Here is a 23218-nt window from a genome sequence, read left to right as displayed (position 1 = left end):
CACCCCCGGACCCCCGAGGATAGTTCTGCAAGGAAGAACAGGACCAAGGCCCACGTCACACCCTCTCGATGATCTTCTCGCCGAACAGGCCCTGCGGCCGGAACACGAGGAAGATCAGCGCCAGCACATAGGCGAACCAGTTCTCGGTCGCGCCGCCGACCAGCGGGCCGACATAGAACTCGAACAGCTTCTCGCCCACGCCGATGATCAGCCCGCCGACGATGGCCCCGGGGATCGAGGTGAAGCCGCCCAGCATCAGCACCGGCAGCGCCTTGAGCGCGATCAGCGACAGGCTGAACTGCACCCCGGACTTGGACCCCCACATGATCCCCGCGACCAGCGCGACGAACCCCGCGATCGACCAGACCAGCACCCAGATGAAGCGCAGCGAGATGCCGACCGACAGGGCGGCCTGGTGGTCGTCGGCGACCGCGCGCAGCGCCCGGCCCTGTTTGGTGTACTGCGAGAACACCATCAGCGCCGCCACCAGCATCGCCGCGATCGCCGCCGCCCAGATGTCCAGCCGGTCGATGTAGAAGCCGTAGCCGGTCCACTGCTCGGTCACGGTCATCAAGGCCTCGGACGCGCCCTTGGGAACGCCCACGTCCAGCATCTTGATGTCGGCGCCCCACATCACGTCGCCCAGCCCCTCGAGGAACCACGCAAGGCCGATGGTGGCCATGAACAGGATGATCGGCACCTGGTTGACCAGATGCTTCAGCACCAGCTTTTCGATCGCGATCGCCAGCCCGACCATCACCAGCGCCGTCAGCGCGATGGCGACAATCGCCGGCAGCGTCCAGCCGAACGTGTCCAGATGGGTGCCGAAGGTTGCATTGATCATGTGCGCGAAGGGCACCTGCCCGTTCTGCAGCCCCACCAGCGTCAGTGCGGCGAACAGCGCCATCACCCCCTGGGCATAGTTGAACACGCCCGAGGCCTTGTAGATCAGAACGAAGCCCAGCGCGACCAGCGCATACATCACCCCGGCCATGAGGCCGTTCACCACAACCTCGGCGGCATAGAGGAACTGTTCCATCAGCGGACACTCCGAAGGCAGGCGGGAACCGGTCGGGCGATCGGGGCGGGACTAGTCATGGGCCACCCCCAGATAGGCGTCGATCACCTGCTGGTTGCTGCGGATCTGGTCGGGGGTGCCGTCGCCGATCTTGCGGCCGTAATCCATCACCACCACCCGGTCCGACAGGTCCATGACCACACCCATGTCGTGTTCGATCAGGGCGATGGTGGTGCCGAACTCGTCGTTCACGTCCAGGATGAAGCGGCTCATGTCCTCCTTCTCCTCGACGTTCATGCCGGCCATGGGCTCGTCCAGCATCAGCAGCTTGGGCTCTGCCGCCAGGGCGCGGGCCAACTCGACGCGCTTCTTCAGCCCGTAGGGCAGGCGGCCCACCGGCGTCTTGCGGATGTTCTGGATTTCCAGGAAGTCGATGATCTTCTCGACCTTCTCGCGGTGCCAGGTCTCCTCGCGCTCGGCCCGGCCCCACCACAGGGCCTGTTCCAGCAGGCTGGATTTCATCATCGTCAGCCGGCCGGTCATGATGTTGTCCAGCACCGACATGCCGTCGAACAGCGCGATGTTCTGGAACGTCCGGGCGATGCCCAGGCGCGCGACCTCATAAGGCTTCATCTGCGGGCGCCGCTGCCCGCGGAACCAGACCTCGCCCTCCTGCGGGACGTAGAAACCGGACATGACGTTCATCATCGACGACTTGCCGGCGCCGTTCGGGCCGATGATGGCGCGGATCTCGCCCTCGCGGATGTCGAAGCTGATGTCCTTGATCGCCACCACGCCGCCAAAGCGCAGGGTGATGTTGCGCATGTCCATCAACACGCCGCCGATCTGGCGGCCGTCGGCGGTGACATGGGGCTGAACGGCCGAGTCCGTCGCTGCGGGATCAGTCAGGGCGGGGGCAGTGGAGGTGGTCGGGGTCATTCTGCGGCCATCTTGTGATGCACGGCGGGGAAGGTGCGGGCGTCCTCGATGCGCACCGTCGCCTTCAGCACGCCCTTGCGGCCGTCCTCGTAGGTGACTTCGGTCTCGGTGCGGATGCTGTCGCGCCCGTCGTACATGGCCGCGATCAGGTCGGCGAACTTCTCCGAGATCACGCCGCGCTTGACCTTGCGGGTGCGGGTCATCTCGCCGTCGTCGGCGTCCAGCTCCTTGTGCAGGATCAGGAAGCGGTGGATCTGGCAGCCCGACAGCATCGGGTCCTGCGCGACCGAGGCGTTCACCTCCTCGACGTGCTTGCGGATCGTGGCATAGACCTGCGGGTGCCCGGCCAGTTCCTGGTACGAGGAATAGGCGATGTTGTTGCGCTCGGCCCAGTTGCCGACCGCCGTCAGGTCGATGTTGATGAACGCCGTGCAGTGGTCGCGGCCGGCGCCGAACACCACCGCCTCAAGGATGTTAGGGAAGAACTTCAGCTTGTTCTCGACGTATTTCGGCGCGAACAGCGATCCGTCGGCCATCTTGCCCACGTCCTTGGCCCGGTCGATGATCCGCAGGTGCCCGCTGCCCGGCTCGAAGAACCCGGCGTCGCCCGTGGCCACCCATCCCTGGTCGTCCTTGGTGGACCGGGTCGAGTCCGCGTTCTTGAAGTATTCGACGAAGGTGCCGGGGCCGCGGTAATAGACCTCGCCGTTCTCGGCGATGCGGACCTCGACGCCCGGCGACGGGACGCCCACCGTGTCGGAGCGCACCTGCCCGTCGGGCTGCTGGGTGATGAACACCGACGCCTCGGTCTGGCCGTAGAGCTGCTTGAGGTTGATGCCCAGCGAGCGGTAGAAGTCGAAGATCTCGGGGCCGATCGCCTCGCCGGCGGTATAGCCCACGCGGATGCGGGAATAGCCCAGCGTGTTCTTCAGCGGGCCATAGACCAGCAGGTTCCCCAAGCCATAGCGCAGCCGGTCCACCAGCCCCACCGGCTTGCCGTCCAGCAGCGCCGGGCCGATCCGGCGGGCCAGCCGCATGTAATGGTCGAACAGCCATTTCTTGAAGCGGCCGGCGTCCTCCATGCGGATCATGACGTTGGTCAGCTGCCCCTCGAACACGCGGGGCGGGGCGAAGAAATAGGTCGGGCCGATCTCGCGCAGGTCGGTCATCATCGTGTGCGGCCCCTCGGGGCAGTTCACGCAGAATCCCGTCCAGGTGGCCTGCCCGACCGAAAAGATGAAATCGCCCACCCAGGCCATCGGCAGATAGGCCAGCACGTCGTCGTCCGCCCTCAGCCCGTCGAAGCTGGACGAGTTGCGCGCCGTCTCGATGATGTTGCGGTTCGACAGCACCACGCCCTTGGGCTTGCCCGTCGTCCCCGAGGTGTACAGCATCACGCAGGTGCTGTCATAGGTCAGCTCGGCGATGCGGGCGTCCAGCTCGGCCTCATAGCGCTGGCGGGCGGCGCGGCCCTCGGCCTGCACGTCGGCCAGCCAGTTCATGCGGGCGTGGTCGTATTTCCGCATCCCGCGCTTGTCGGTGTAGATGATCTGCTGGACGGTGTGGTCGTCCTCCTCGGCCTCGATCACCTTGTCGACCTGCTCCTGGTCGCCGCAGACCACGAAGCGGGCGCCGGAATGGGTCAGCACATAGGACATCTCGGCTGCCGCCGCGTCCTGGTACAGCGGCACCGGCACCGCGCCGCACATCTGGGCCGCCACCATCGCCCAGTAATGCGCCGGCCGGTTGCGGCCGATGAGGGCGACGTGATCGCCCCGGTTCAGGCCCAGCGCCAGAAAACCGATCGCCAGCGCGCGGGTTTCCTCCAGCGTCTGGGCCCAGGTCCAGCTTTGCCAGATGCCGAATTCCTTTTCCCGATAGGCGGGGCGGCCGCCCATGCGGGCGGCGTTTCGCGCCAGCAGCGCGGGAATGGACCGCAGGTCGACCTGCGGTTCAGCCAAAGCCGTCATCGTGTTCCCCCCTTCGGTGCGCGGGCACCGCTGTCCGGCAACACCTCCCTGTCCCCGGACGCACAAGCCTTCGCGGCCAATCCTTGCGGCAGTTTTACCCGATTCCTACAAATTGTTACCGTCTTTCGCCCGGGCGCGCGCGGTGCTAGCCAAGGCGCATGGTTCCGTCCGACAGCCGCGCCGAACTGACCCAGTCGGGGTTGAACCTGATCCAGCAGGCGATCTCGATCTTTGACGCCGACCTGCGGCTGGCCGTGTCGAACCGGCCCTATCAGCTGATGTTCGACCTGCCCGACCGGCTGACCCGACCCGGTACCAGCTTCGAGGACACGATCCGCTACATGGTGCTGCGCGGCGAATACGGCCCGCAGGACGATCCCGAGGCGGCGGTGCGCGCCCGCGTCGCGCAGGCCCGGACGTTCCAGCCCCATTACCTCGAGCGCACCCGCCCCGACGGCAGCATCATCTCGGTCGAGGGCTCGCCCCTGGGCCAGGGCGGCTGGATCGCCGTCTATACCGACATCACCGCGATCCGCATGCAGGAGGTGCTGCTGCGCGCCCGGTCCGAGGAGCTGTCGGGGCAGGTGCTGGCCCACGCCGAGCGCCTGTCGGCCGCCAACCGCGAGCTTGCCGCCACGAACGCCGCCCTGCAGGAGGCCAAGCGCGTCCTGACCGAAAGCGAGGCCCGCACCCGCCATGTGACCGAGATGGTGCCCGCCCACATCGCGCATGTGGCGGCCGACTATCGCTACACCTTCTCGAACCGGCAGATCGACAAGGTGTTTCCCGGCGCCGCCCCCGGCATCGTCGGCCGCACCGTGGCCGAGGTGCTGGGGACCGAGACGTTCGCCCGCCTGCGCCCGCACCTGGACGCCGCGGTCGCCGGCCGGCCGCAGGTGTTCGAGGTGACGCACCCCCCGTCGGGCCGGCGCATCCGCATCGCGCTGACCCCCGACGGGGCGGGCGCCGGGGCCTATGTGCTGTCCACCGACGTCACCGCCGAGGTGCAGGCCCGCGAGGCCCTGACCCACGGGGCGCGGCGTGCGGCGGCCGCGCAGATGACATCGGGGCTGGCGCATGACTTCGGCAACCTGCTGACCATCATCCTGGGGTTGCAGGGCCGCCTCGCCCGCGCCGGGCTGCCGCCCGAGGCCGCCGACGACGTGGCCGGCACGCTGGCGGCCGCGCGGCGCGGCGCGGCGCTGCTGGCGCGGATCGCCAAGATCACCGCGCCCCGCGACATGACCCTCGAAGCCGTGGACCTGCCCGCCCTGCTGGGGGACCTGGCGGCCATGGCCGGCCCCACGCTGGGGCCCGGGCTGGCGCTGGCCGTGGACTGCGGCCCCGGCATGGGCCAGGTGCTGCTGGATCCGGGGGCGCTGCAGGATTCGCTGCTGAACCTCATCCTGAACGCACGCGACGCGATCGCCGGGGCCGGGATGGACAGCGGCCGCATCGCGCTTGAGGCCCGGGCGGTCAGCGACTGGCTGGAGCTGTCGGTCACCGACAGCGGCCCCGGTTTCACGCCCGAGGCGCTGGCCCGCGCGGTCGAGCCGTTTTTCACCACCAAGGGCGGCCGCGGTTCGGGCCTGGGCCTGCCGATGGTCTACGACCACGCCAAGCTGGCAGGCGGGACGCTGCGGGTGGGCAACGTGCCGGGCGGCGGGGGCCGCGTCCGCCTGCGCCTGCCGCTGCGCCGGGTGCTGCGCCAGATGGTCCTGCTGGTCGAGGACGACGACGACATCCGCGCGCAGGTCCGCGCCATGCTGACCGGCATGGGCCATGCCGTGATCGAGGCCGGATCGCTTGCCGAGGCGCAGGGCCTGGCCGACCTGCCAGGGCTGACGCTGGTGCTGTCGGACCTGCAACTGGGCGATGGGTCGGGATCGGCGCTGGCCGCGGGGCCGCTGCCGCTGATCCTGATGACCGCCCTGCCCCCGGACGACCCGGACCGCCGCGGGCTGGGGGTGCCGGTGCTGACCAAGCCCTTCGCCGCGGCCGAGCTGGCGACGCTGATCGCCGCCCGCACCGCCCCCGCGCGCCCCGGTTCCCCGCCGGCGCCCGACCTCTCGCTGCCCGCCCCCTCGCTGTCCGCCTCGAGGCACGAGGCCGCCCCGGCCGATCCCGCCCGGCCCGGTTCCGCCACGCCCGACTCGGCGCCGGGCAAGCCCGCCCCACGATGAAGGCCCCCATGACCGACGCCCCGCTGATCGCCATCCTGGACGACGAGCCCGACATCCGCCGCCTGCTGGCCGCCACGCTGGAGGAGGCGGGCTTTCGCACCGCCGCCTTCGCCCGCGCGACCGAGTTCGAGGCGGGCCTGCGCCGGATGACGCCCGACGCCTGCCTGATCGACCTGGGCCTGCCCGACCGCGACGGGCTGGCGCTGGTCCACCGCCTGGCCTCCGAATCGGGCGCGGCGATCATCATCATCTCGGGCCGCGCGCAGGTGCAGGACCGCGTCACGGGGCTGGAGCTTGGGGCCGACGACTATGTCACCAAGCCCTTCGACCCGGCCGAGGTCGTGGCGCGCATCCGCGCCCGCCTGCGCCGTCCCGCGCGCGAGGTCGCGCGCCCGTCGCAGCGCGCCCGCTTTGCGGGGTGGACGGCCGATTTCGACCGCTATGCCCTGACCGGCCCCGATGGCGCGGACACGCCGCTGAGCCACGCCGAAGCCGAGATGCTGCGGATGTTCCTCGACAGTCCGCGCCGCCTGATCAGCCGCGCGCAGATGCTCGAGACGCTGGGGGGTGCGGCGGGCGACAGCTTCGACCGGGCGATGGATGTCCGCATCTCGCGCCTGCGCACCAAGCTGGGCGAGGACCCGCGCAACCCGCGGCTGATCAAGACGATCTACGGCGCGGGCTATATCTTCCTGTCCGGGGTCGAGTGGGGCTGATACCGCACTGCGCCCCTGCGCCGTGTCCCGCGCGTTCTGCCGCAGCGACGCGCTTGCCTGCACGCCGCCCGCGCCGCAATCATCCCCCAAACGGAGGACTGCCATGCTGCTTGGCCGGATGATGACCCAACCGCTGTCGATCGGATCGCTGATCGACCATGCCGCGCGCTGGCACGGCGCAACCGAGATCGTCTCGGCCCTGACCGAGGGCGGGTTCGAGCGCGTGACCTGGGGCGCGGTTGCCGACAACGCGCGCCGCATCGCCTCGGCCCTGATCCGCCGGGGGATCGAACCCGGCGACCGGATCGGCACCGTCGCCTGGAACAACCGCCGCCACCTGGAACTGTACTTCGGCGTGCCCGGCGCGGGGATGGTCTGCCACACGATCAACCCCCGGCTCACGCCCGAACAGCTGGTCTATATCGTCAACCACGCGTCGGACCGGATGCTGTTCGTCGAGAAGACCTTCGTGCCGCTGATCGTGGCGGTGCGCGACCGGCTGACGTCGGTGCGCGGCATCGTGCTGATGGGGCCGCGCGACGACGACGCGGCCACGGCCCTGCCGGGCCTGCTGTTTCACGACGAGCTGCTGGCCGAGGGCGACCCCGCCTTCGAGTGGCCGCCCGTCGAGGAAACGGCGCCCTCGGGGCTGTGCTACACCTCGGGGACCACGGGCAACCCCAAGGGGGTGCTGTATTCCCACCGTTCGACCATCCTGCACGCGCTGTTTGCCAACCAGCCCGACGGGCTGGCGGTCAGCGCGGCCGATTCGATCATGCCGGTCGTGCCGATGTTCCACGTCAACGCCTGGGGCCTGCCGCACATGGCCGCGGCCGCAGGCGCCCGGCTGGTGATGCCGGGTCCGCGGCTGGACGGCGAAAGCCTCGCGCGGCTGATCGACGCCGAGCGCGTCACCATGGCGGCCGGGGTGCCGACGATCTGGATGGGCCTGCTGGCCGCGCTGGATGCGGGGGTCGCCACCGCCGCGACCCTGCGGCGCACGATCGTCGGCGGATCGGCCCTGCCGCCGTCGATGCGCGCGGCCTTCCGCGACCGCTACGGGGTCGAGCTGGTCCACGCCTGGGGCATGACCGAGACGAGCCCGCTGGGCACCGTCAACGCGCCGCTGGCCAAGCACCTTGACCTGCCCGCCGAGGACCAGGACCGCATCCGCAACGGCCAGGGCCGCCCGCCGTTCGGGGTCGAGCTGCGGATCGTGGACGCCGAAGGCCATGTCCTGCCCCCCGACGGCCAGACCGAGGGCGAGCTGCAGATCCGGGGCCACTGGATCGTGGACAGCTATTTCGGGCAGGAAAAGCCCGCGCTGACCTGGGACGGCTGGTTCGACACCGGCGACATCGCCACGCTGGACGCCGACGGATTCATGGTGATCCGCGACCGGTCCAAGGACATCATCAAGTCCGGGGGCGAATGGATCTCGACCGTCGATCTGGAAAACATCGCGATCTCGCACCCCAAGGTGGCCAATGCCGCCGCCATCGCCGCGCGGCACCCCAAATGGGACGAGCGCCCGGTGATCTGCGCCGTCCGCCGACCGCAGGCCGACCTGACCGAGGCCGAGTTGCTGGCGCATTATGCCGGCAAGGTCCCGCGCTGGCAGATCCCCGACCGGGTGATCTTCCTTGACACGCTGCCGATGGGCCCGACCGGCAAAATCGTCAAGGCCCGCCTGCGCGAGCAGCATGGCGATGTCCTGTGGGACGAGGCGCTGGCCGCGTTGGCGTCCGAGCAGGCCGGACAGGGGATGGGGCGCGCGCAGGACTGACGCCCCCTGCCGCCGGGGCCTAGCGGCGCGCGATGGCGTAAGCCTCCAGCGCGCGCTGGCGGCCGGCGGCCAATGTGACCACCGGCGGCGGGCGGCGGCGGGGATCGACCCGCCAGGCGCGGGGCGCGGCCTCGGCAAAGGCGTCGGCGCCGGGGCCGGTCAGCCAGTGCGCGCGATACCGCCCCGAGGGATCGAACCGGTCGCCCTGGCTGTCGGGGTTGAAGACGCGGAAATAGGGCGCGGCGTCCGGGCCGCTGCCGGCCACCCACTGCCAGTTCATCGCGTTCGACGCCGGGTCCCAGTCGATCAGCGTGTCGTCGAACCAGCGCGTGCCCACGCGCCAGTCGGTCAGCAGGTGCTTGGTCAGGAAGCTGGCCGCGATCATCCGCACCCGGTTGTGCATGCGCCCGGTCACGTACATCTCGCGCATGCCGGCATCGACCATGTCGATGCCCGTCTGGGCGCGGCGCCAGGCCTCGGCCTGCGGGTTGTCGGCTTGCCAGGGAAAGCCGTCCCAGTCGCGGTTCCAGTTCTGCCGCCCCATGTCCGGGCTGTGCCGCATCAGGTCACGGGCGAAGTCGCGCCAGCCCAGTTCCGACAGGAACGTCTCGGCCCCCGGCCCGCCCCGGTCCAGCACGGCGTGCCAGATGCTGCGGGCCGAGATCTCGCCCAGCGCCAGCGCGTCCGACAGGCCCGAGGTGCCCAGCGGCCGGTCCGGCCGGTCACGGTCGGTGCCATAGGCGGACAGCGAGTCCGCCAGGAACGCGTCCAGCCGCTGGCGCGCGGCCGCCTCGCCGATGCGGGCGTGCCGGGCCAGCACGGCGGCCCCCCGGTTCATGGCCGCGCCCAGGTCCCAGTCCGCCGGGTCAAGCCCCGCCGGCCAGTCCGCGGGCGCCGGCACCGGGGCCGTGTCCAGGGGCGCGGCAATGGGTCGGGCGCGCAGGGATTTCCAGAACGGGGTAAAACGGCGATAGGGCGTGCCCGCCCCCGTCGCCAGCGTCCCCGAGGCCATCAGGTTGTTGGCCGGGTGCAGCACCAGGGGCAGGCCCTGCGGCACCGCAAAGAAGGGGTGCGGATCGCACAGGTGGATCGCCTGCGCCCCGGTGTCCGCCAGCAGCCCGGCCAGCGTCGTCCGCGCGTCGCCGCGCCGGACCACCAGTCGGCTGCCTAGGTCGCGCAGCCGCGCGTCCAGCGAATGCATCGATTGGCCCAGCCGCCACTGCGCGGCCGCGCCCGGCGGGACCGTGGCGTCGTCCAGCACCGCGACCGGGATGACCGGACCGGCCGCGGCGGCCGCCGACAACGCGGGGTTGTCGGCCAGCCGCAGGTCGCGGCCGACCCACCACAGGGACGGCCGCGTCATCCCCGGACGCCGCGCGCCGGGCGGCCCTGCCCGGCGGTCACGATGCCGACGTGTCCCAGCCCGAGATCTGCTTGGAGTCCATGAACTCCTCCAGCCCCCAGACGCCGCCCTCGCGCGCGCGTCCCGACGCCTTGACGCCCCCGAAGGCCGATCCGCGGCCGCGGCTGACGCCGTTCATCTCGACCATGCCGGACCGCAACTGGCGCGCCAGCCGGCTGCGGCGGGGGCCGTCCTGCGTCTGGACGTAGTTGGTCAGCCCATAGATGGTGTCGTTGGCGATCCGCAGCGCCTCCTCCTCGGTGTCGAAGGGCATGATCGCCAGCACCGGGCCGAAGATCTCCTGCCGGGCGATGGTCATGTCGTTGGTCACGTCGGCGAACACCGTGGGGCGGACGAAATAGCCGCGGTTGACGCCCTCGGGCAGGCCGGGGCCGCCGGCGACCAGGCGCGCGCCCTCGTCGATGCCGGTCTGGATCAGGCCCTGGATCTTGTCCCACTGCTGCCGGCTGACCACCGGGCCGATGTGGCGGCCGGGCTCGTGCGCGCTGCCGACGGCGGTGTCCTCGGCCACGCGGCGCGCGGTCTCGATCGCCTGCTCATAGACGGGGCGTTCCACCAGCATCCGGGTCGGCGCGTTGCAGGACTGCCCCGAGTTGTAGAACACGTGCCGCGCGCCGCGCACCACCGCCTTGGGGTCGGCATCGGCAAAGACCAGGTTGGCGCCCTTGCCCCCCAGTTCCAGCGCGACCTTTTTCACGGTGTCGGCGGCGGCCTTGGTGATGGCGATGCCGGCGCGGGTCGATCCGGTAAAGCTGATCATGTCCACGTCGGGATGCGTGGACAGCTGCGTGCCCACGCCCGCCCCATCGCCGTTGACCAGGTTGAACACGCCCGCGGGCACGCCCGCCTCGTCCAGCACCTCGGCAAAGACCATCGACGACAGCGGCGCGATCTCGGACGGCTTCAGCACGACGGTGTTGCCGGCCAGGATGGCGGGGATCACCTTCAGCGTGACCTGGTTCATCGGCCAGTTCCACGGCGTGATCAGGCCCACGACGCCGATCGGCTCCCATGCGACCATGCTGGTGGGGGCGTGATCGCCCAGCGGGCGGATGAACTGAAAGTCGCGGAACGCATCGATGAACGCCTCGATGTGGAACGACCCCGATCCGGCCTGATCCTCGCGCGACATGTCGGTGGGCGCGCCCATCTCGGCCGTCATGGCCGCCGCGATGTCGTCGTTGCGCCGCCTGTAGACGGCCAGGATGCGTTCGGCAAGCGCCAGCCGGTCCGCGGGCGGCGTCTGCGACCACGCCGGGAACGCCGCCTTGGCGGCCGCAACGGCCCGGTCGGTGTCGGCCTGCCCGCCCAGCGAGATGACGGCGACCGGCTCTTCGGTCGTGGGGTCGATCACCTCCAGGTCGCGTGCCGCGGCGGGGTCGACCCACGCGCCGTCGATATAGAATTTCCGCTTGTCGGCCATTTGCGTCATGGCTGAATCCCCCTGCATTCACGTTGCGCGCACGGTCGCACCCGCCCCGCGCCGCCGCAAGGCCGTCGCGGCGGGCGATCTGCCGATCCGCCGGGCAGACTGCCGCCGATCATTCCCCGGCGTGCGGGGGCGGGCCGCCATCGGGCTGGCAATCGGGCGCGGGCCGCCTATGGTTCGCGCAACGATCATCACAGCAAAGGACGCCGTCATGGCCTTGCGGATCAACGACATCGCGCCGGATTTCACGGCCGAGACATCGAACGGACCGATCAGCTTCCACGAGTGGGTCGGCAACAGCTATGCGATCATCTTCAGCCACCCGCGCGACTTCACCCCCGTCTGCACGACCGAGTTCGGGGCCGTCGCGCAACTGGCGCAGGAATGGGAACAGCGCGGCACCAAGGTCCTGGGCGTGTCCGTGGACAGTGCCGAGGACCACCGCAAATGGAAGCGCGACATCGAGGCGTTCTCGGGCTCTCCGGCGAACTTCGCCATCGTGGACGACACCTCGCTGCAGGTCGCCAAGCTGTATGACATGCTGCCTGCCGACGCCTATCTGCCCGACGGGCGGACCGCGGCGGACAGCGCCACGGTCCGCACCGTCTATATCATCGGTCCCGACAAGAAGATCCGGCTGATGATGACCTATCCGATGTCGGTGGGCCGGAACTTTGCGGAAATCCTGCGGGCGCTGGACGCGGTGCAGGCGACCGACGGGGTGCCGATCGCGACCCCGGCCGACTGGGTGCCGGGCCAGGACGTGATCGCCGCGCTGTCGCTGACCGACGAGCAGGCCGAGGCCAAGTTCGGCAAGGTGGACCGGAAGCTGCCCTACCTGCGCTATGTCGCGCAGCCCGCCCGGGGCTGACCGGCCCCCGCCCGCCGGTTGCCCGCAGGACGGTTCCGGCGGACGCATCCCTGCCCATCGCGCAAGGCTCGCGTGACCCACCCTCGGTCGTCCCCGACCACCGGCAAGGCCCGTGTCACCGGGCATTTCCCGAGGGTGGGCGATCTCGAGGTGCTGGGCCCTGTGCTCGACCGCCTGCGCGCCGAGGGGGTGGCTTTCGCCGTGTCCCCCTATCGGCAGGAGAACCGGTGTCGACGGACCCCGCCCGGGTGGATGCGGCGACGCTGGACCCGGCCACCTTCACCCATCTGATCGTGGTGTCCTGACACCAAGGCCCCCAATGAAAAGCCCCGGCCGCACGCGGCGGCCGGGGCGATCTGGCAGGGCAGCGGCCGGGGGTTATTCCGCGGTCGCCTCCTCTTTCTTCTCGGTGATTTCCTCACCCGTCTCCTGATCGACCATCTTCATGCCCAGGCGGACCTTGCCGCGGTCGTCAAAGCCCAGCAGCTTGACCTTGACCTCCTGGCCCTCCTTCAGCACCTCGTTGGGGTGCTGAAGGCGCTTGCCGGAAATCTGGCTGACATGGACCAGCCCGTCGCGCTTGCCGAAGAAGTTCACGAACGCGCCGAAATCGACCAGCTTGACGACCTTGCCGGTATAGACCTTGCCTTCCTCGGGCTCGGCCACGATCGACCAGATCATGTCGTGGGCCTTCCTGATCGATTCGGCGTTCGCCGACGCGATCTTGATGGTGCCGTCGTCGTTGATGTCGACCTTGGCGCCCGAGGTTTCCACGATCTCGCGGATGACCTTGCCGCCCGAACCGATCACTTCGCGGATCTTGTCGGTCGGGATCGTCATCGTCTCGATGCGCGGGGCGTGGGCCGAAAACTCGCGGCGGCCTTCCTTCAGCGCCTTGGCCATCTCGGCCAGGATGTGCATCCGGCCGTCACGGGCCTGCGCCAGCGCCTGTTCCATGATCGCCGGCGTGATGCCCTGGACCTTGATGTCCATCTGCAGCGAGGTGATGCCGCGTTCCGTCCCGGCCACCTTGAAGTCCATGTCGCCCAGGTGATCCTCATCCCCCAGGATGTCGGTCAGGACGGCATACTTGCCGTCGTCTTCCAGGATCAGGCCCATCGCGACGCCGGCCACCGGCGCCTTCAGCGGCACACCGGCGTCCATCATGGCCAGCGACCCGCCGCAGACCGACGCCATCGACGACGAGCCGTTCGATTCGGTGATCTCGGACACGACGCGGATCGTATAGGGGAACTCGGCCGGGGCCGGCAGGACCGCTTGCAGGGCGCGCCACGCCAGCTTGCCGTGGCCGATCTCGCGGCGGCCGGGCGACCCCACGCGGCCCACCTCGCCCACCGAATAGGGCGGGAAGTTGTAGTGCAGCATGAAGTTCGACCGCGACGTGCCGTGCAGCGCGTCGATCATCTGCTCGTCGTCGCCGGTGCCCAGTGTGGTGATCGCCAGCGCCTGGGTTTCGCCACGGGTGAACAGGGCCGAGCCGTGGGTGCGCGGCAGGATGCCCACCTCGCTGTCGATGGCGCGCACCGTGCGGGTGTCGCGGCCGTCGATGCGGGCGCCGCCGTTGATGATGTCGCCGCGCAGGATGCCCGATTCCAGCTTTTTCAGCGCCGAACCCAGGTTCGGGTTCGCCAGGTCGTCCTCGGACAGGCCCGCCTTGACCTTGGCCTTGGCCGCCTCGATCAGGTCGCGCCGCTCACCCTTGTCGCGGACGGCATAGGCCGCGCGCATGTCGGCCTCGCCCAGCGATTTGACGCGGGCATACAGGTCCGAATAGTCGGGCGACTGGAAGTCGAAGGGTTCCTTGGCGGCAGCCTCGGCCAGTTCGACGATCAGGCCGATGACCGGCTGCATCTGCTCGTGGCCGAACTTGACCGCGCCCAGCATCTCGTCTTCCGACAGCTCATAGGCCTCGGATTCGACCATCATCACGGCGTCGCGGGTGCCGGCGACGACCAGGTCCAGGCGCTGCTCGGGGTTGGACCGCAGATGGTCCATGTCCTGCACCTCGGGGTTCAGGACATAGGCGCCATGGGCAAAGCCCACGCGCGCCGCGGCGATCGGACCCATGAAGGGCACGCCGGAAATCGTCAGCGCGGCCGAGGCGGCGATCATCGCCACGATGTCGGGATCGTTGACCAGGTCGTGGCTCAGCACCGTGCACATGACCAGCACTTCGTTCTTGAAGCCGGGCGCGAACAGCGGGCGGATGGGACGGTCGATCAGGCGAGAGGTCAGCGTCTCCTTTTCGGACGGACGGCCCTCGCGCTTGAAAAAGCCGCCCGGGATCTTGCCGGCGGCATAGAATTTTTCCTGATAGTGCACGGTCAGCGGGAAAAAGTCCTGACCGGGCTTGGGCTCACGCGCGAACGTCACGTTCGCCATGACCGAGGTCTCGCCCAGCGTGGCGATGACCGAACCGTCGGCCTGGCGCGCGACCTTGCCGGTTTCCAGGGTCAGGGTCTCCTGACCCCACTGGATGGATTTCTGAACAGCAGCTTCAAACATCTGGTTTCCTCTGGGTGCGTGCCGGCCCTCCGGTCGCCCCTGTCAACATGGCGGCCCCATTGCCGCCGCCCCTATCCTTTGCATGCGGCCCGGGGCTGGCCTCACGTCACAGATTTGCCGGCCATACCGGAAAAGCGCGTCCCGGGAAAGCGCGATGATCGACGCCCGCCCCTCGGGCGATGACCCGGACTGCCGGTGCCATCCGGGACGACCCATATGGGAACGCCCGCAGCAATGGCCACGGGCGTCCGGTCGTTCCGCGCGGGGGCGAAGGCTGCCTTAGCGGCGCAGGCCCAGCCGGGCGATCAGGTCGGTATAGCGCGCCTCGTCCTTGCGCTTGAGATAGTCCAGCAGCTTGCGGCGCTGGGCCACCATCATCAGAAGGCCACGGCGCGAGTGGTTGTCCTTCTTGTGGCTCTTGAAATGCTCGGTCAGCGTGGCGATGCGCGAGCTGAGGATGGCCACCTGCACCTCGGGGCTGCCGGTGTCGCCGGCCTTGGTGGCGTATTCGGCCATCACGCGGGCCTTGTCTTCGACGGTGATCGACATCGGGGTCTCCTGTCGGAAAGGGTTATGGCGCAGGCCGGGATGTCGTCCAGCACGGGCCCTTGGAGGGATGCCGCCGGGGGATTCGGACCGGCGGACCGCTGGCGCATACAGGGAACGCGACCGGAAAGCAAACCCCCTGCCGCCCGGCGGGCACGGGTCAGGCCCGCGTCACCGCAATGTCTGCGGCGGCAAGGCCGCGGGGCGTCAGCACATGGGCCACGGCCTGCCCGTCGATCCGCAGGATGGCGGTGCCGTCGGCCTGCCGGTCGATGTCGATCCGCGGGTGCGGCGCATCCGCGGGCAAGGTGATGGTGATACGGTCATGGCGCGGGTCGAAATCGGCCAGCGTGGCCGGGCCGTGCGCGTCGGGCGGCGCGCCTTGCAGATCGAACCGGTCGCTGCCCGCGCCGCCCTCGGCCCAGTCGCCCGACCCGACCGACAGCCGGTCGTCGCCCCCGTCCCCGTGCAGCCAGTCGGGCCCCGCGCCATCATCGTCGCCGATCAGCCAGTCGTCGCCCCCGTCCCCCGCCAGGTCGTCCGACCCCTTGCCGCCGCGCAGCGCGTCGTTCCCGCCGCTGCCGGTCAGCCAGTCGTTCCCCGCGCCACCGTCCGCGCTGTCGTCCCCTTCGCCGCCAAAAAGCGAATCATCGCCGCCGTCGCCGCTGAGGCGGTCATGGCCGCCATCGCCCACCACACTGTCGCCGCCGCCGCCGCCCGACAGCGTGTCGTCGCCGCCCTGCCCCAGGGCGTCGTCGCCGTAGAGCACGTCATCGCCGCCACCGCCCTGCACGAGATCGTCGCCCAGGCCCGCGCGCACATCGTCATGGCCGCCCTGCGAGACGATCTGGTCGCACCCCTCGGTGCCGCTCAGCCATTCGTCGGCTCCGCTTCCCCAAAGAAAGCGGACGGGTTCGGGGTCAGGCCCGACCGACGGGCCGCCATCCTGGCCCTCGCCCTGGCCGTCGCCGTCGCCGTCGTCCTCGCCGGGCAGGGCGCGGGTCTCGCCCTCGCCCTCGTCGTCCCCGTCATCCGAGGCGAAGTCCAGGGCGACGCCCATCATCAGAACGGCAATCATGCTTGCGACAACCAGCATGGGCGATCCTCCGGTCCTTCGGGCCGCGCCGAACGCCGGCTGCCCTGACCGGATCATAGCTGGCCAACCCCCTGTCCCCGAACCGGAAAGTTCAGACACGGTTAACGCGCGCCCCGGGCGACGGGCGGCCGCGGCCTGCTCAGGGGGTCAGGCGCCGCGGCGGCGCAGATAGATGTAGTACGCCCCGCCCCCGCCGTGGCGCAGATGAGCGGGCACGACCTGCAGCACCACCCCGACCAGCGGCGCCATGTGCAGCCAGTGCGGCACCTCGTGGCGCAGCGCGCCCGATCGCGTCGGCAGCGGACCATGATCGCCCTTGCCCTTACCCGTGATGACCAGAACCAGTCGCCGTCCCTGAGCGTGCGCGGACAGGATGAACCCGGTCAGCTCGGCCTTGGCCGCCGCCAGCGTCATGCCGTGCAGGTCAAGCCGGGCCTCGGGGCGCAGCTTGCCGCGGGTCAGCTGCTTGTGAGTCTTGTGATCCATCCGCAGCGGATGCGCGGCAAGCCGCTCGGCCGGGCCGGGCGCGGGTTCGTGCCGCGCAAGGGGGGACAGGCCGGGCGCGCCGGACGCAGCCGCGCCTAGACGGAAACCCGCCGGCAAGGGGACGGGGGGCCGGGGGCCGGTCGCGGCCGCGCGGGCGGAAACGGCGCCGGTCGAGCGGCCGGCGGCCGGCCCGGAGGCGGTGGGCAGGGAAAAGGACGCGGCCCCGGGCTGCGGATCGGCGATGGGGGCGAACTGCGCGCGCTCGGCCGCCGTCATGGGCGCCACCTTGCGCGTCACGCGCGACCACAGGTCGCGGTCCTCGTCGCTCAGCCGTCCGCCCTTGCGGCGGCGGGCCGACGGGGCGCGGGGCCCCTTGGTGCCGGGCTGTCCCGCGCCGCCGCGTCCTGGCATGGTCAGGCCGTTGCGACCAGCTGCCAGTTGGGATCGTCCTGTCCCATGCGGCGGGCAAAGGTCCAGATGTCGCGCTGCTTGCGCGCGGCTTTGGCATCGCCGTCCACCACCGCCCCCGAGGCGTCGCGGTGGACCGAGATCAGCTCGCCCACGAAGCGCACCGACACCTCGCCCACGCCGGTCGCCGGATCGTACTCGGCCCCCTCAAGCGCGGTCTCGCGGGTGCCCAGATAAGTGACCTCGGACGTCACCCCGCGCGCCTGGCGCTCGGCGATCACGCCGTCCAGCGCCTCGGCCACCTGCGGGGCCAGGAACGGGCGCACCTCGGTCAGGTCGCCGCGCTCGAAGGCGGTCAGGATCATCTCGTAGGCCTGGCGCGCGCCCGCCAGGAACGGGCCGACCGCAAAGCCGGGCTCGGCCTGCTGCATCGCGGTCAGCGCGGCGGCGGCGGGCGATCCGGCGGGGGCATGGTCCAGCACGTCGCTGCCTTCGTCGATGTCGGGTGCGGCGGCCGCGGGGCGGCCCAGGACCGGCACCACCGGACGCGGCGGCTCGAACCCGTCGCGCGTGCCCAGGACATTGCGCAACCGCAGGATCAGGAAAACGGCGATGGCCGCGAGAACGAGGATCTGCAGCATCGGGTTGGACATGTGGCCTGCGCCTCTGGTTTGTCGTGCGGGATTGCCTGACTATGTAGGGAGCGGTGCCCGGCAAGTCCAGTTCGGCACCCGCCGAAGACCGGCGATCACCGCAGGGGGTGCCGATGTGGCTGCTGGTTCCGTTCGTCGTTCTGCCGATCGTCGAGATCGCGCTGTTTCTCAAGGTCGGCGATCTGATCGGGTTCTGGCCCACGATCGGGCTGGTGATCCTGTCGGCCGTCGCGGGATCGGCGCTGATGCGCCGGCAGGGGGCGGCGGCGATGGCCGACCTGCAGGGCGCGTTCCGCGAGCTGCGCGACCCGACCGGGCCGCTGGCGCATGGCGCGCTGATCCTGCTGGCCGGGGCGCTGATGGTCACGCCCGGGTTCTTCAGCGACAGCGTGGGCCTGGCGCTGCTGGTGCCTGCCGTGCGGCGCTGGGTGATCCGGCGGCTGGGCGCACGGATGCGGATGACCCGCGTGGGGTTCGGCATGGGCGCGGGGCTGCGGGGCGCGCCGCAGCGCGGCCCTGCGGACTGGCCCGGGCGCGGTGACGCGGGCGCGCGGGGGCGCGGCGCGGTCGTGGACGCGGCGTTCACCGTGGTCAACACTGAGCCGCCCGACGCCGGCGGGCCGCAGGACCCCCAGGACCCGCCGCAGGACCCGCCCCGTCCCGGCCCGCGGCCCCGATCCGGCTGGACGCGGCATTGAGGCGCCTTGCGCGCTTTGCTATCACCGCGGCTGACGCTTCATCCAGGGATACACCATGACCGACGACACCCCGGCCAACGGCACGGCGCAGCCCGCGCCCCCGCAGCAGCCGCAGGACCAGACGGTCCGCCTGAACATCCTGGCCCAGTATATCCGCGACCTGTCGTTCGAGAACGTGGTGGCGCAAAAGGGCCTGACCGGCGGCGAGGTCCAGCCCGAGATCAGCATCCAAGTCAGCCTGGACGCCCGCAAGCGCACCCCCGACCACCAGTACGAGGTGATCTGCAAGTACAAGGTCACGTCGATCAATTCGGCCGACAAGGCCAAGCTGTTCCTGTGCGAGCTGGACTATGCGGGCGTCTTCCACATCGAGGGCGTGCCGAACGAGCAGATGCATCCGTTCCTGATGATCGAATGCCCGCGGCTGCTGTTTCCCTTTGTCCGCCGCATCCTGTCGGACGTGACGCGGGACGGGGGATTCCCGCCCTTCAACATGGACCCGGTGGACTTCGTGGCGCTGTACCGCAGCGAAGCCGCGCGGCGCGCGCAGGCCGAACGGCCCGCCGACCGCCCGCTGTCGTGATCTGATCGCGCCGCGGCCCCCGCAGGCCGCGGCGTTCCGGTGCCGGGGGAACGCATGCCGCGACGGGCCACACGGGCATGGCAGCGGATGCTGTCGGGGCGCCGGCTTGACCTGCTGGACCCCACGCCCATGGACATCGAGATCGAGGACATCGCCCACGGCCTGGCCTTCGTGGCGCGCTGGAACGGCCAGACGCACGGCGACTGGGCCTATTCCGTCGCGGAACACTCGCTGCTGGTCGAGGAGATCTTCGCGGCGCGGGACCCGGGCGTTCCCGCCCGCTGGCGGCTGGCCGCGCTGCTGCACGATGCGCCCGAATACGTGATCGGCGACATGATCTCGCCGGTGAAATCCGCGCTGGGCGTCGAATACGGCGAGATGGACGCGCGGCTGGCGGCGGCGATCCATCGCCGCTTTGGCCTGCCCGCGACGCTGCCTGCGCCGGTCAAGCGCGCCATCAAGCAGGCCGACCGGCTGTCGGCCCGTCTTGAGGCGGTGCAGATCGCAGGGTTCACCGCGGCCGAGGCGAACCGGCTGTTCCCGGTGCCCGGCGACGGGGCGCCGGACGGGCTGGCGATCCGCCTGCGCCCCCCGGCCGAGACCCGCGCCGCGTTCCTGGACTGCTTTGCCGCGCTGATCGCGCAGGTGGACCGGGACTGACCGCCACGCGGCGGTCAATCCCGCGCCGGTTTCAGATCGCGAACTCGGACAGGTCGCGGCCCGAGGCGATCTGCTCCGTCACCCAGCGCGGACGACGGCCGCGGCCCGACCAGGTCTGCGACGGGTCTTCGGGGTGGGCATAGCGCGGCGCGCGGCCGGCGGCCTCGTCGGCCCCGCCTGCGGCCTTGCGCCCGCGTCCCCGGCCGCGCCCCCCGCCGGCCGTCAGGTCGGCCAGGTTGAAGCCATGCTCGCGCGCGGCTTTTTCGATCGCCTCCATCGCCTCGCGTTTGCGCCGCGTTTCGAACGAGGCAATGGCCTGATCGACCTGCTTGCGCAACGCGCGCAGCTGGTCCAGGTCCATTCCGTTCAGATCGACATCCATTACAGGTTTTCCCTTGAAGACATTCTCTGTCCCATTCATCGCAGAGAAAAGGGCCCTGTGCAATGGATCAATCTATTTCGGACCGCGCTTTGCGAGAATGCGCTGCAATGTGCGGCGGTGCATATGCAACCGCCGGGCCGTTTCGCTGACATTGCGGTCGCATTGTTCGTAAACGCGCTGAATATGTTCCCAGCGCACCCGGTCCGCCGACATGGGGTTTTCGGGCGGGGGCGGCAATGCCCCCCCGGCGGCCAGAAGGGCGCTGGTCACCTCGTCGGCATCGGCCGGTTTCGAAAGATAGTCGGTGGCGCCCATCTTGACCGCCGCCACCGCGGTCGCAATCGCGCCATACCCGGTCAGCACCACGATGCGGGCATCGGCGCGCCGTGCCCGCAATGCGTCCACGACGTCCAGCCCGCTGCCATCCTCGAGCCGCAGGTCGATCACCGCATAGGCAGGGGGATCGGCCTGGACAGCCGCAAGCGCGCCCGCGACACTGGTGGCGACCCGGGTGCGAAATCCCCGGCGTTCCATGGCCCGTGCCAGGCGCGCGACGAACACCTCGTCGTCATCGACCAGCAGCAGGGCAGGGTCCGGGCCGATCCGGGTGGCGATATCGTCGGACATGACAACTCCGTTGTTGGCCCCTGCGGTCATAGGACCATTTGCCGCACCCCGTCAAACGCCATTCCCCGCATCGATCCGAACCCCGAATGCGCCCGCCGCGTTCATTCGGCCCGAAAGCCGGGGTTCAGGGCGCGGTCACATCCGCTCGACGAAACAGGCAACGCGATCGGCCATCTCCTCGGCCGTCACGTCGCGGCCGAAGAAATCGACCGTGCCGTGGCCCGGCAGGACAAGGAACGTCGTGGTCATGTGATCGACCAGATAATTTTCCTTGTCCGTCTCGTCGTTGAGCTTGAAATAGAACCGCCAGGCTTTCGCGGCCTGACGGATTTCCTCGTCCGACCCGGTCAGCCCGATCATCCGCGGATGCATCGCGTCGGTGAACTGGGCCAATTGTTCGGGCGTGTCGCGGCGCGGATCGACGGTCATGAAGACCGGCGTCACCTCGATCCCCTTTCCGTCCAGCAGATCGACGGCCGCCGCATTGCGGGCATTGTCCAAGGGGCAGACGTCGGGGCAGAACGTGTATCCCATGTAAAGCAGTGAGGGCTTGGCAAAGACCTGCGCGTCGGTCACCCGCTCTCCGGTTTCCGAGGTGAGGGTGAACGGCGCCCCCAGCGCGCCCGCCCCCCCGGCCACCGCGCCGCGCCGGCACTGGGCGAACGCGTCGCCCCCCGTGGGTTTCAGCCACAGCCATCCCATCAGCAACAGCAGTGCCGCCGCGGCCATTCCCAGGAACATGATGCGCCGGTGGGTCATCGTCTCGCCCTCGCGTTGAAGCCGGTGTTGGCGGTCGCTATCAAGCAAGGGTCAGGTAACGCAAGGCGACACAGATGCCGCTGACCAGCTATCCGCCGTTTGCCGCACGCGCGCGCGCCCTGCCCGACCCGATCCGGGCGCGCACGCTGGTGGCGCTGCGCTGGGTGGCCCTGTCGGGACAGGCCGCGGCCGTGGTCTGCGGGCTGGTCCTGGGGGTCGAGTTGCCGCTGCGGCCGATCCTGCTGATGATGGGCCTGTCCGCCGCCTTGAACCTGTGGCTGATGCGCCGCGGGTCGGGTCGCGTCACGCCCGCGCAGGCGACCGCGCAGCTTTGCCTGGACGCCGCGCAGGTCGGCGTCCTGCTGACGCTGGTCGAGGGCATCCGCAACCCGTTCGCGCTGTTCGTGCTGGCGCCCCTGACCATCGCGGCCACCGCCCTGCCCGCCCGGTTGACGGCGGTCGTGGGCGTGGTGACGGCGGGGATGATCCTGCTGATGACGCTGCATGACGCGCCGCTGCGGCTGGCGGCCGACGCGCCGCTGTCGCCGGGGATCGTGATGACGATGGCGCATGTCCTGGCGCTGATCATCGGCGGGGGGTTCTTTGCCCTTTACGCCCATCGCGTCGCCTCCGAACTGGCCGCGGCCTCGGACGCGCTGGCGGTCACGGGAATGGCCCTGGCGCGCGAACAGCGGCTGCAGCATCTGGGGGGCGTCATCGCCGCCGCCGCGCACGAGATGGGGACCCCGCTTGCCACCATCAAGCTGATCGCGGCCGAACTGGCCGAGGAACTGGACGACATCGTCGCCGAGCGACCGGGCCTGGCCGACGACCTGGCGCAGCTGCGCCAGTCCGCGGACCGCTGCCGCGACATCCTGCGCAGCATGGGCCGCGCGGGAAAGGACGACCTGCACCTGCGCCACGCCCCCCTGGCCGCCCTGCTGGACGAGGCGGCCGGCCCCCACCGCGACCGCGGCAAGCGCATCGTCGTCGATGTGGGCCCGCTGGCAACGCTGCCGGTCCGGCGCGACGCCGGAACGATCCACGGGCTGCGCAACCTGATCCAGAACGCCGTCGATTTTGCCGCAGGCGCCGTCACGGTGACTGCCCAGAGCAGCGGCGACACCCTTGTGCTGGCCATCCAGGACGATGGTCCGGGCTATCCGCCCCATCTGCTGGGCCGTCTGGGCGAGCCGTTCCTGACCACCCGGCGCGGCGGCTCGGGCGCGCCGGGCACCTACGAGGGCATGGGGCTGGGGCTGTTCATCGCGCGCACGCTGCTGGAACGGCAGGGTGCGACCGTCACGTTCCAGAACGACGGCGGGGCGCGGGTGACGGTGTCCTGGCCGATGGACGCGATCACCGGGGACGACCGGGCGGCGCTGGGTACCAATCCTTCAATCCAGGGTTGATAGGGATCGGCCAGGCCGGTTAACCCTGTCTTAAGCAAGCCCGTGGT

The 23218-nt window shown here is 70.2% G+C and carries 21 protein-coding genes; 8 read left to right on the top strand and 13 right to left on the bottom strand.

Going from position 1 to position 23218, the window contains the following annotated elements; all coding sequences use genetic code 11:
* Positions 1–55: 55 nt before the first annotated feature.
* The 3 genes from DPQ23_RS03595 to DPQ23_RS03585 all read right to left on the bottom strand — a co-directional run bounded on the left by DPQ23_RS03595 (position 56) and on the right by DPQ23_RS03585 (position 3927).
* Entirely contained in the window at positions 56–1039 is a 984-nt protein-coding gene (locus DPQ23_RS03595) for a branched-chain amino acid ABC transporter permease (protein ID WP_112873254.1), read from the bottom strand.
* Positions 1040–1090: 51 nt separating this feature from the next.
* A complete protein-coding gene (locus tag DPQ23_RS03590) occupies positions 1091–1849 on the bottom strand; it encodes an ABC transporter ATP-binding protein (RefSeq protein WP_240602392.1) in 759 nt (252 codons plus the stop codon).
* Between the two features lie 104 nt (positions 1850–1953).
* The gene (locus tag DPQ23_RS03585; RefSeq protein WP_162630616.1) at positions 1954–3927 is read right to left on the bottom strand and encodes an AMP-binding protein; all 1974 of its coding nucleotides are present in this window, start codon (positions 3925–3927) and stop codon (positions 1954–1956) included.
* Positions 3928–4085: 158 nt separating this feature from the next.
* Between DPQ23_RS03585 and DPQ23_RS03580 the strand changes: the two genes are divergently transcribed.
* The 3 genes from DPQ23_RS03580 to DPQ23_RS03570 all read left to right on the top strand — a co-directional run bounded on the left by DPQ23_RS03580 (position 4086) and on the right by DPQ23_RS03570 (position 8612).
* Positions 4086–6110 carry a PAS-domain containing protein gene (locus DPQ23_RS03580; RefSeq protein ID WP_112873252.1) on the top strand — a complete coding sequence of 675 codons (2025 nt, stop codon included), beginning with the start codon at positions 4086–4088 and terminating at the stop codon, positions 6108–6110.
* Positions 6111–6118: 8 nt separating this feature from the next.
* A complete protein-coding gene (locus DPQ23_RS03575; RefSeq protein ID WP_112873347.1) occupies positions 6119–6826 on the top strand; it encodes a response regulator transcription factor in 708 nt (235 codons plus the stop codon).
* 103 nt (positions 6827–6929) lie between these two features.
* Positions 6930–8612 carry a long-chain fatty acid--CoA ligase gene (locus tag DPQ23_RS03570; protein WP_420818563.1) on the top strand — a complete coding sequence of 561 codons (1683 nt, stop codon included), beginning with the start codon at positions 6930–6932 and terminating at the stop codon, positions 8610–8612.
* Positions 8613–8631: 19 nt separating this feature from the next.
* Here DPQ23_RS03570 and DPQ23_RS03565 read toward each other — a convergent pair whose 3' ends face one another.
* Positions 8632–9975: a cryptochrome/photolyase family protein gene (locus DPQ23_RS03565; RefSeq protein WP_112873251.1), complete on the bottom strand. Its 1344-nt coding sequence runs from the start codon at positions 9973–9975 to the stop codon at positions 8632–8634.
* Positions 9976–10012: 37 nt separating this feature from the next.
* Positions 10013–11458 (bottom strand): aldehyde dehydrogenase family protein, encoded by a 1446-nt coding sequence (locus DPQ23_RS03560; RefSeq protein ID WP_170310755.1) that lies wholly within the window; start codon positions 11456–11458, stop codon positions 10013–10015.
* Between the two features lie 217 nt (positions 11459–11675).
* On the opposite strand from DPQ23_RS03560, the gene DPQ23_RS03555 reads away from it, so the two are divergent.
* Positions 11676–12335, top strand: coding sequence for a peroxiredoxin (locus DPQ23_RS03555; RefSeq protein WP_112873249.1), 660 nt, complete (start codon positions 11676–11678; stop codon positions 12333–12335).
* Positions 12336–12713: 378 nt separating this feature from the next.
* On the opposite strand, the gene pnp is transcribed toward DPQ23_RS03555, so the two are convergent.
* The 5 genes from pnp to DPQ23_RS03530 form a co-directional block, all read right to left on the bottom strand.
* Complete coding sequence (gene pnp, locus DPQ23_RS03550; RefSeq protein ID WP_112873248.1) at positions 12714–14861, bottom strand: polyribonucleotide nucleotidyltransferase; 2148 nt, start codon at positions 14859–14861, stop codon at positions 12714–12716.
* 279 nt (positions 14862–15140) lie between these two features.
* Positions 15141–15410, bottom strand: coding sequence for a 30S ribosomal protein S15 (gene rpsO, locus DPQ23_RS03545; RefSeq protein WP_112873247.1), 270 nt, complete (start codon positions 15408–15410; stop codon positions 15141–15143).
* Between the two features lie 157 nt (positions 15411–15567).
* Positions 15568–16503 carry a calcium-binding protein gene (locus DPQ23_RS03540; RefSeq protein WP_112873246.1) on the bottom strand — a complete coding sequence of 312 codons (936 nt, stop codon included), beginning with the start codon at positions 16501–16503 and terminating at the stop codon, positions 15568–15570.
* Between the two features lie 147 nt (positions 16504–16650).
* The gene (locus DPQ23_RS03535; RefSeq protein ID WP_162630615.1) at positions 16651–17400 is read right to left on the bottom strand and encodes a Smr/MutS family protein; all 750 of its coding nucleotides are present in this window, start codon (positions 17398–17400) and stop codon (positions 16651–16653) included.
* A gap of 2 nt (positions 17401–17402) precedes the next feature.
* Positions 17403–18050 (bottom strand): Tim44/TimA family putative adaptor protein, encoded by a 648-nt coding sequence (locus DPQ23_RS03530; protein WP_112873245.1) that lies wholly within the window; start codon positions 18048–18050, stop codon positions 17403–17405.
* Positions 18051–18163: 113 nt separating this feature from the next.
* Between DPQ23_RS03530 and DPQ23_RS03525 the strand changes: the two genes are divergently transcribed.
* The 3 genes from DPQ23_RS03525 to DPQ23_RS03515 are packed head-to-tail and all read left to right on the top strand — an operon-like array spanning position 18164 to position 19991.
* A complete protein-coding gene (locus tag DPQ23_RS03525; RefSeq protein ID WP_112873244.1) occupies positions 18164–18748 on the top strand; it encodes an FxsA family protein in 585 nt (194 codons plus the stop codon).
* Positions 18749–18803: 55 nt separating this feature from the next.
* A complete protein-coding gene (gene secB, locus DPQ23_RS03520; protein WP_112873243.1) occupies positions 18804–19331 on the top strand; it encodes a protein-export chaperone SecB in 528 nt (175 codons plus the stop codon).
* A gap of 54 nt (positions 19332–19385) precedes the next feature.
* Positions 19386–19991 carry an HD domain-containing protein gene (locus tag DPQ23_RS03515; protein WP_112873242.1) on the top strand — a complete coding sequence of 202 codons (606 nt, stop codon included), beginning with the start codon at positions 19386–19388 and terminating at the stop codon, positions 19989–19991.
* A 31-nt stretch (positions 19992–20022) separates the two neighbouring features.
* Here the strand turns inward: DPQ23_RS03515 and DPQ23_RS03510 are convergent, their stop codons facing one another.
* The 3 genes from DPQ23_RS03510 to DPQ23_RS03500 all read right to left on the bottom strand — a co-directional run bounded on the left by DPQ23_RS03510 (position 20023) and on the right by DPQ23_RS03500 (position 21759).
* Positions 20023–20373, bottom strand: a complete 351-nt coding sequence (locus tag DPQ23_RS03510) for an H-NS histone family protein (RefSeq protein ID WP_112873241.1) — start codon at positions 20371–20373, stop codon at positions 20023–20025.
* Positions 20374–20445: 72 nt separating this feature from the next.
* Positions 20446–21000 (bottom strand): ActR/PrrA/RegA family redox response regulator transcription factor, encoded by a 555-nt coding sequence (locus DPQ23_RS03505; protein ID WP_112873240.1) that lies wholly within the window; start codon positions 20998–21000, stop codon positions 20446–20448.
* Between the two features lie 135 nt (positions 21001–21135).
* Positions 21136–21759 (bottom strand): SCO family protein, encoded by a 624-nt coding sequence (locus DPQ23_RS03500; RefSeq protein ID WP_112873344.1) that lies wholly within the window; start codon positions 21757–21759, stop codon positions 21136–21138.
* Between the two features lie 74 nt (positions 21760–21833).
* Between DPQ23_RS03500 and DPQ23_RS03495 the strand changes: the two genes are divergently transcribed.
* Positions 21834–23171 carry an ActS/PrrB/RegB family redox-sensitive histidine kinase gene (locus DPQ23_RS03495; protein WP_112873239.1) on the top strand — a complete coding sequence of 446 codons (1338 nt, stop codon included), beginning with the start codon at positions 21834–21836 and terminating at the stop codon, positions 23169–23171.
* Positions 23172–23218 lie beyond the last annotated feature (47 nt).

The sequence above is a fragment of the Paracoccus endophyticus genome (assembly GCF_003286075.1).
Taxonomy (GTDB): domain Bacteria; phylum Pseudomonadota; class Alphaproteobacteria; order Rhodobacterales; family Rhodobacteraceae; genus Paracoccus; species Paracoccus endophyticus.
Note: the sequence above shows the minus strand (reverse complement) of the source record. Positions and strands in the feature narration are given on the sequence as shown.

Excerpts from the sequence above, each read along its gene's own strand:
- DPQ23_RS03585 (WP_162630616.1), bottom strand. The coding sequence starts at position 3,927 with ATGACGGCTTTGGCTGAACCGCAGGTCGACCTGCGGTCCATTCCCGCG.
- DPQ23_RS03510 (WP_112873241.1), bottom strand. The coding sequence starts at position 20,373 with ATGGATGTCGATCTGAACGGAATGGACCTGGACCAGCTGCGCGCGTTG.
- DPQ23_RS03555 (WP_112873249.1), top strand. The coding sequence starts at position 11,676 with ATGGCCTTGCGGATCAACGACATCGCGCCGGATTTCACGGCCGAGACA.
- DPQ23_RS03530 (WP_112873245.1), bottom strand. The coding sequence starts at position 18,050 with ATGTCCAACCCGATGCTGCAGATCCTCGTTCTCGCGGCCATCGCCGTT.
- DPQ23_RS03595 (WP_112873254.1), bottom strand. The coding sequence starts at position 1,039 with ATGGAACAGTTCCTCTATGCCGCCGAGGTTGTGGTGAACGGCCTCATG.
- DPQ23_RS03560 (WP_170310755.1), bottom strand. The coding sequence starts at position 11,458 with ATGGCCGACAAGCGGAAATTCTATATCGACGGCGCGTGGGTCGACCCC.
- DPQ23_RS03500 (WP_112873344.1), bottom strand. The coding sequence starts at position 21,759 with ATGACCCACCGGCGCATCATGTTCCTGGGAATGGCCGCGGCGGCACTG.
- secB (WP_112873243.1), top strand. The coding sequence starts at position 18,804 with ATGACCGACGACACCCCGGCCAACGGCACGGCGCAGCCCGCGCCCCCG.
- DPQ23_RS03495 (WP_112873239.1), top strand. The coding sequence starts at position 21,834 with ATGCCGCTGACCAGCTATCCGCCGTTTGCCGCACGCGCGCGCGCCCTG.
- DPQ23_RS03580 (WP_112873252.1), top strand. The coding sequence starts at position 4,086 with ATGGTTCCGTCCGACAGCCGCGCCGAACTGACCCAGTCGGGGTTGAAC.
- pnp (WP_112873248.1), bottom strand. The coding sequence starts at position 14,861 with ATGTTTGAAGCTGCTGTTCAGAAATCCATCCAGTGGGGTCAGGAGACC.
- DPQ23_RS03535 (WP_162630615.1), bottom strand. The coding sequence starts at position 17,400 with ATGCCAGGACGCGGCGGCGCGGGACAGCCCGGCACCAAGGGGCCCCGC.
- DPQ23_RS03590 (WP_240602392.1), bottom strand. The coding sequence starts at position 1,849 with ATGGACATGCGCAACATCACCCTGCGCTTTGGCGGCGTGGTGGCGATC.
- DPQ23_RS03570 (WP_420818563.1), top strand. The coding sequence starts at position 6,930 with ATGCTGCTTGGCCGGATGATGACCCAACCGCTGTCGATCGGATCGCTG.
- DPQ23_RS03540 (WP_112873246.1), bottom strand. The coding sequence starts at position 16,503 with ATGCTGGTTGTCGCAAGCATGATTGCCGTTCTGATGATGGGCGTCGCC.
- rpsO (WP_112873247.1), bottom strand. The coding sequence starts at position 15,410 with ATGTCGATCACCGTCGAAGACAAGGCCCGCGTGATGGCCGAATACGCC.
- DPQ23_RS03565 (WP_112873251.1), bottom strand. The coding sequence starts at position 9,975 with ATGACGCGGCCGTCCCTGTGGTGGGTCGGCCGCGACCTGCGGCTGGCC.
- DPQ23_RS03505 (WP_112873240.1), bottom strand. The coding sequence starts at position 21,000 with ATGTCCGACGATATCGCCACCCGGATCGGCCCGGACCCTGCCCTGCTG.
- DPQ23_RS03575 (WP_112873347.1), top strand. The coding sequence starts at position 6,119 with ATGACCGACGCCCCGCTGATCGCCATCCTGGACGACGAGCCCGACATC.
- DPQ23_RS03515 (WP_112873242.1), top strand. The coding sequence starts at position 19,386 with ATGCCGCGACGGGCCACACGGGCATGGCAGCGGATGCTGTCGGGGCGC.
- DPQ23_RS03525 (WP_112873244.1), top strand. The coding sequence starts at position 18,164 with ATGTGGCTGCTGGTTCCGTTCGTCGTTCTGCCGATCGTCGAGATCGCG.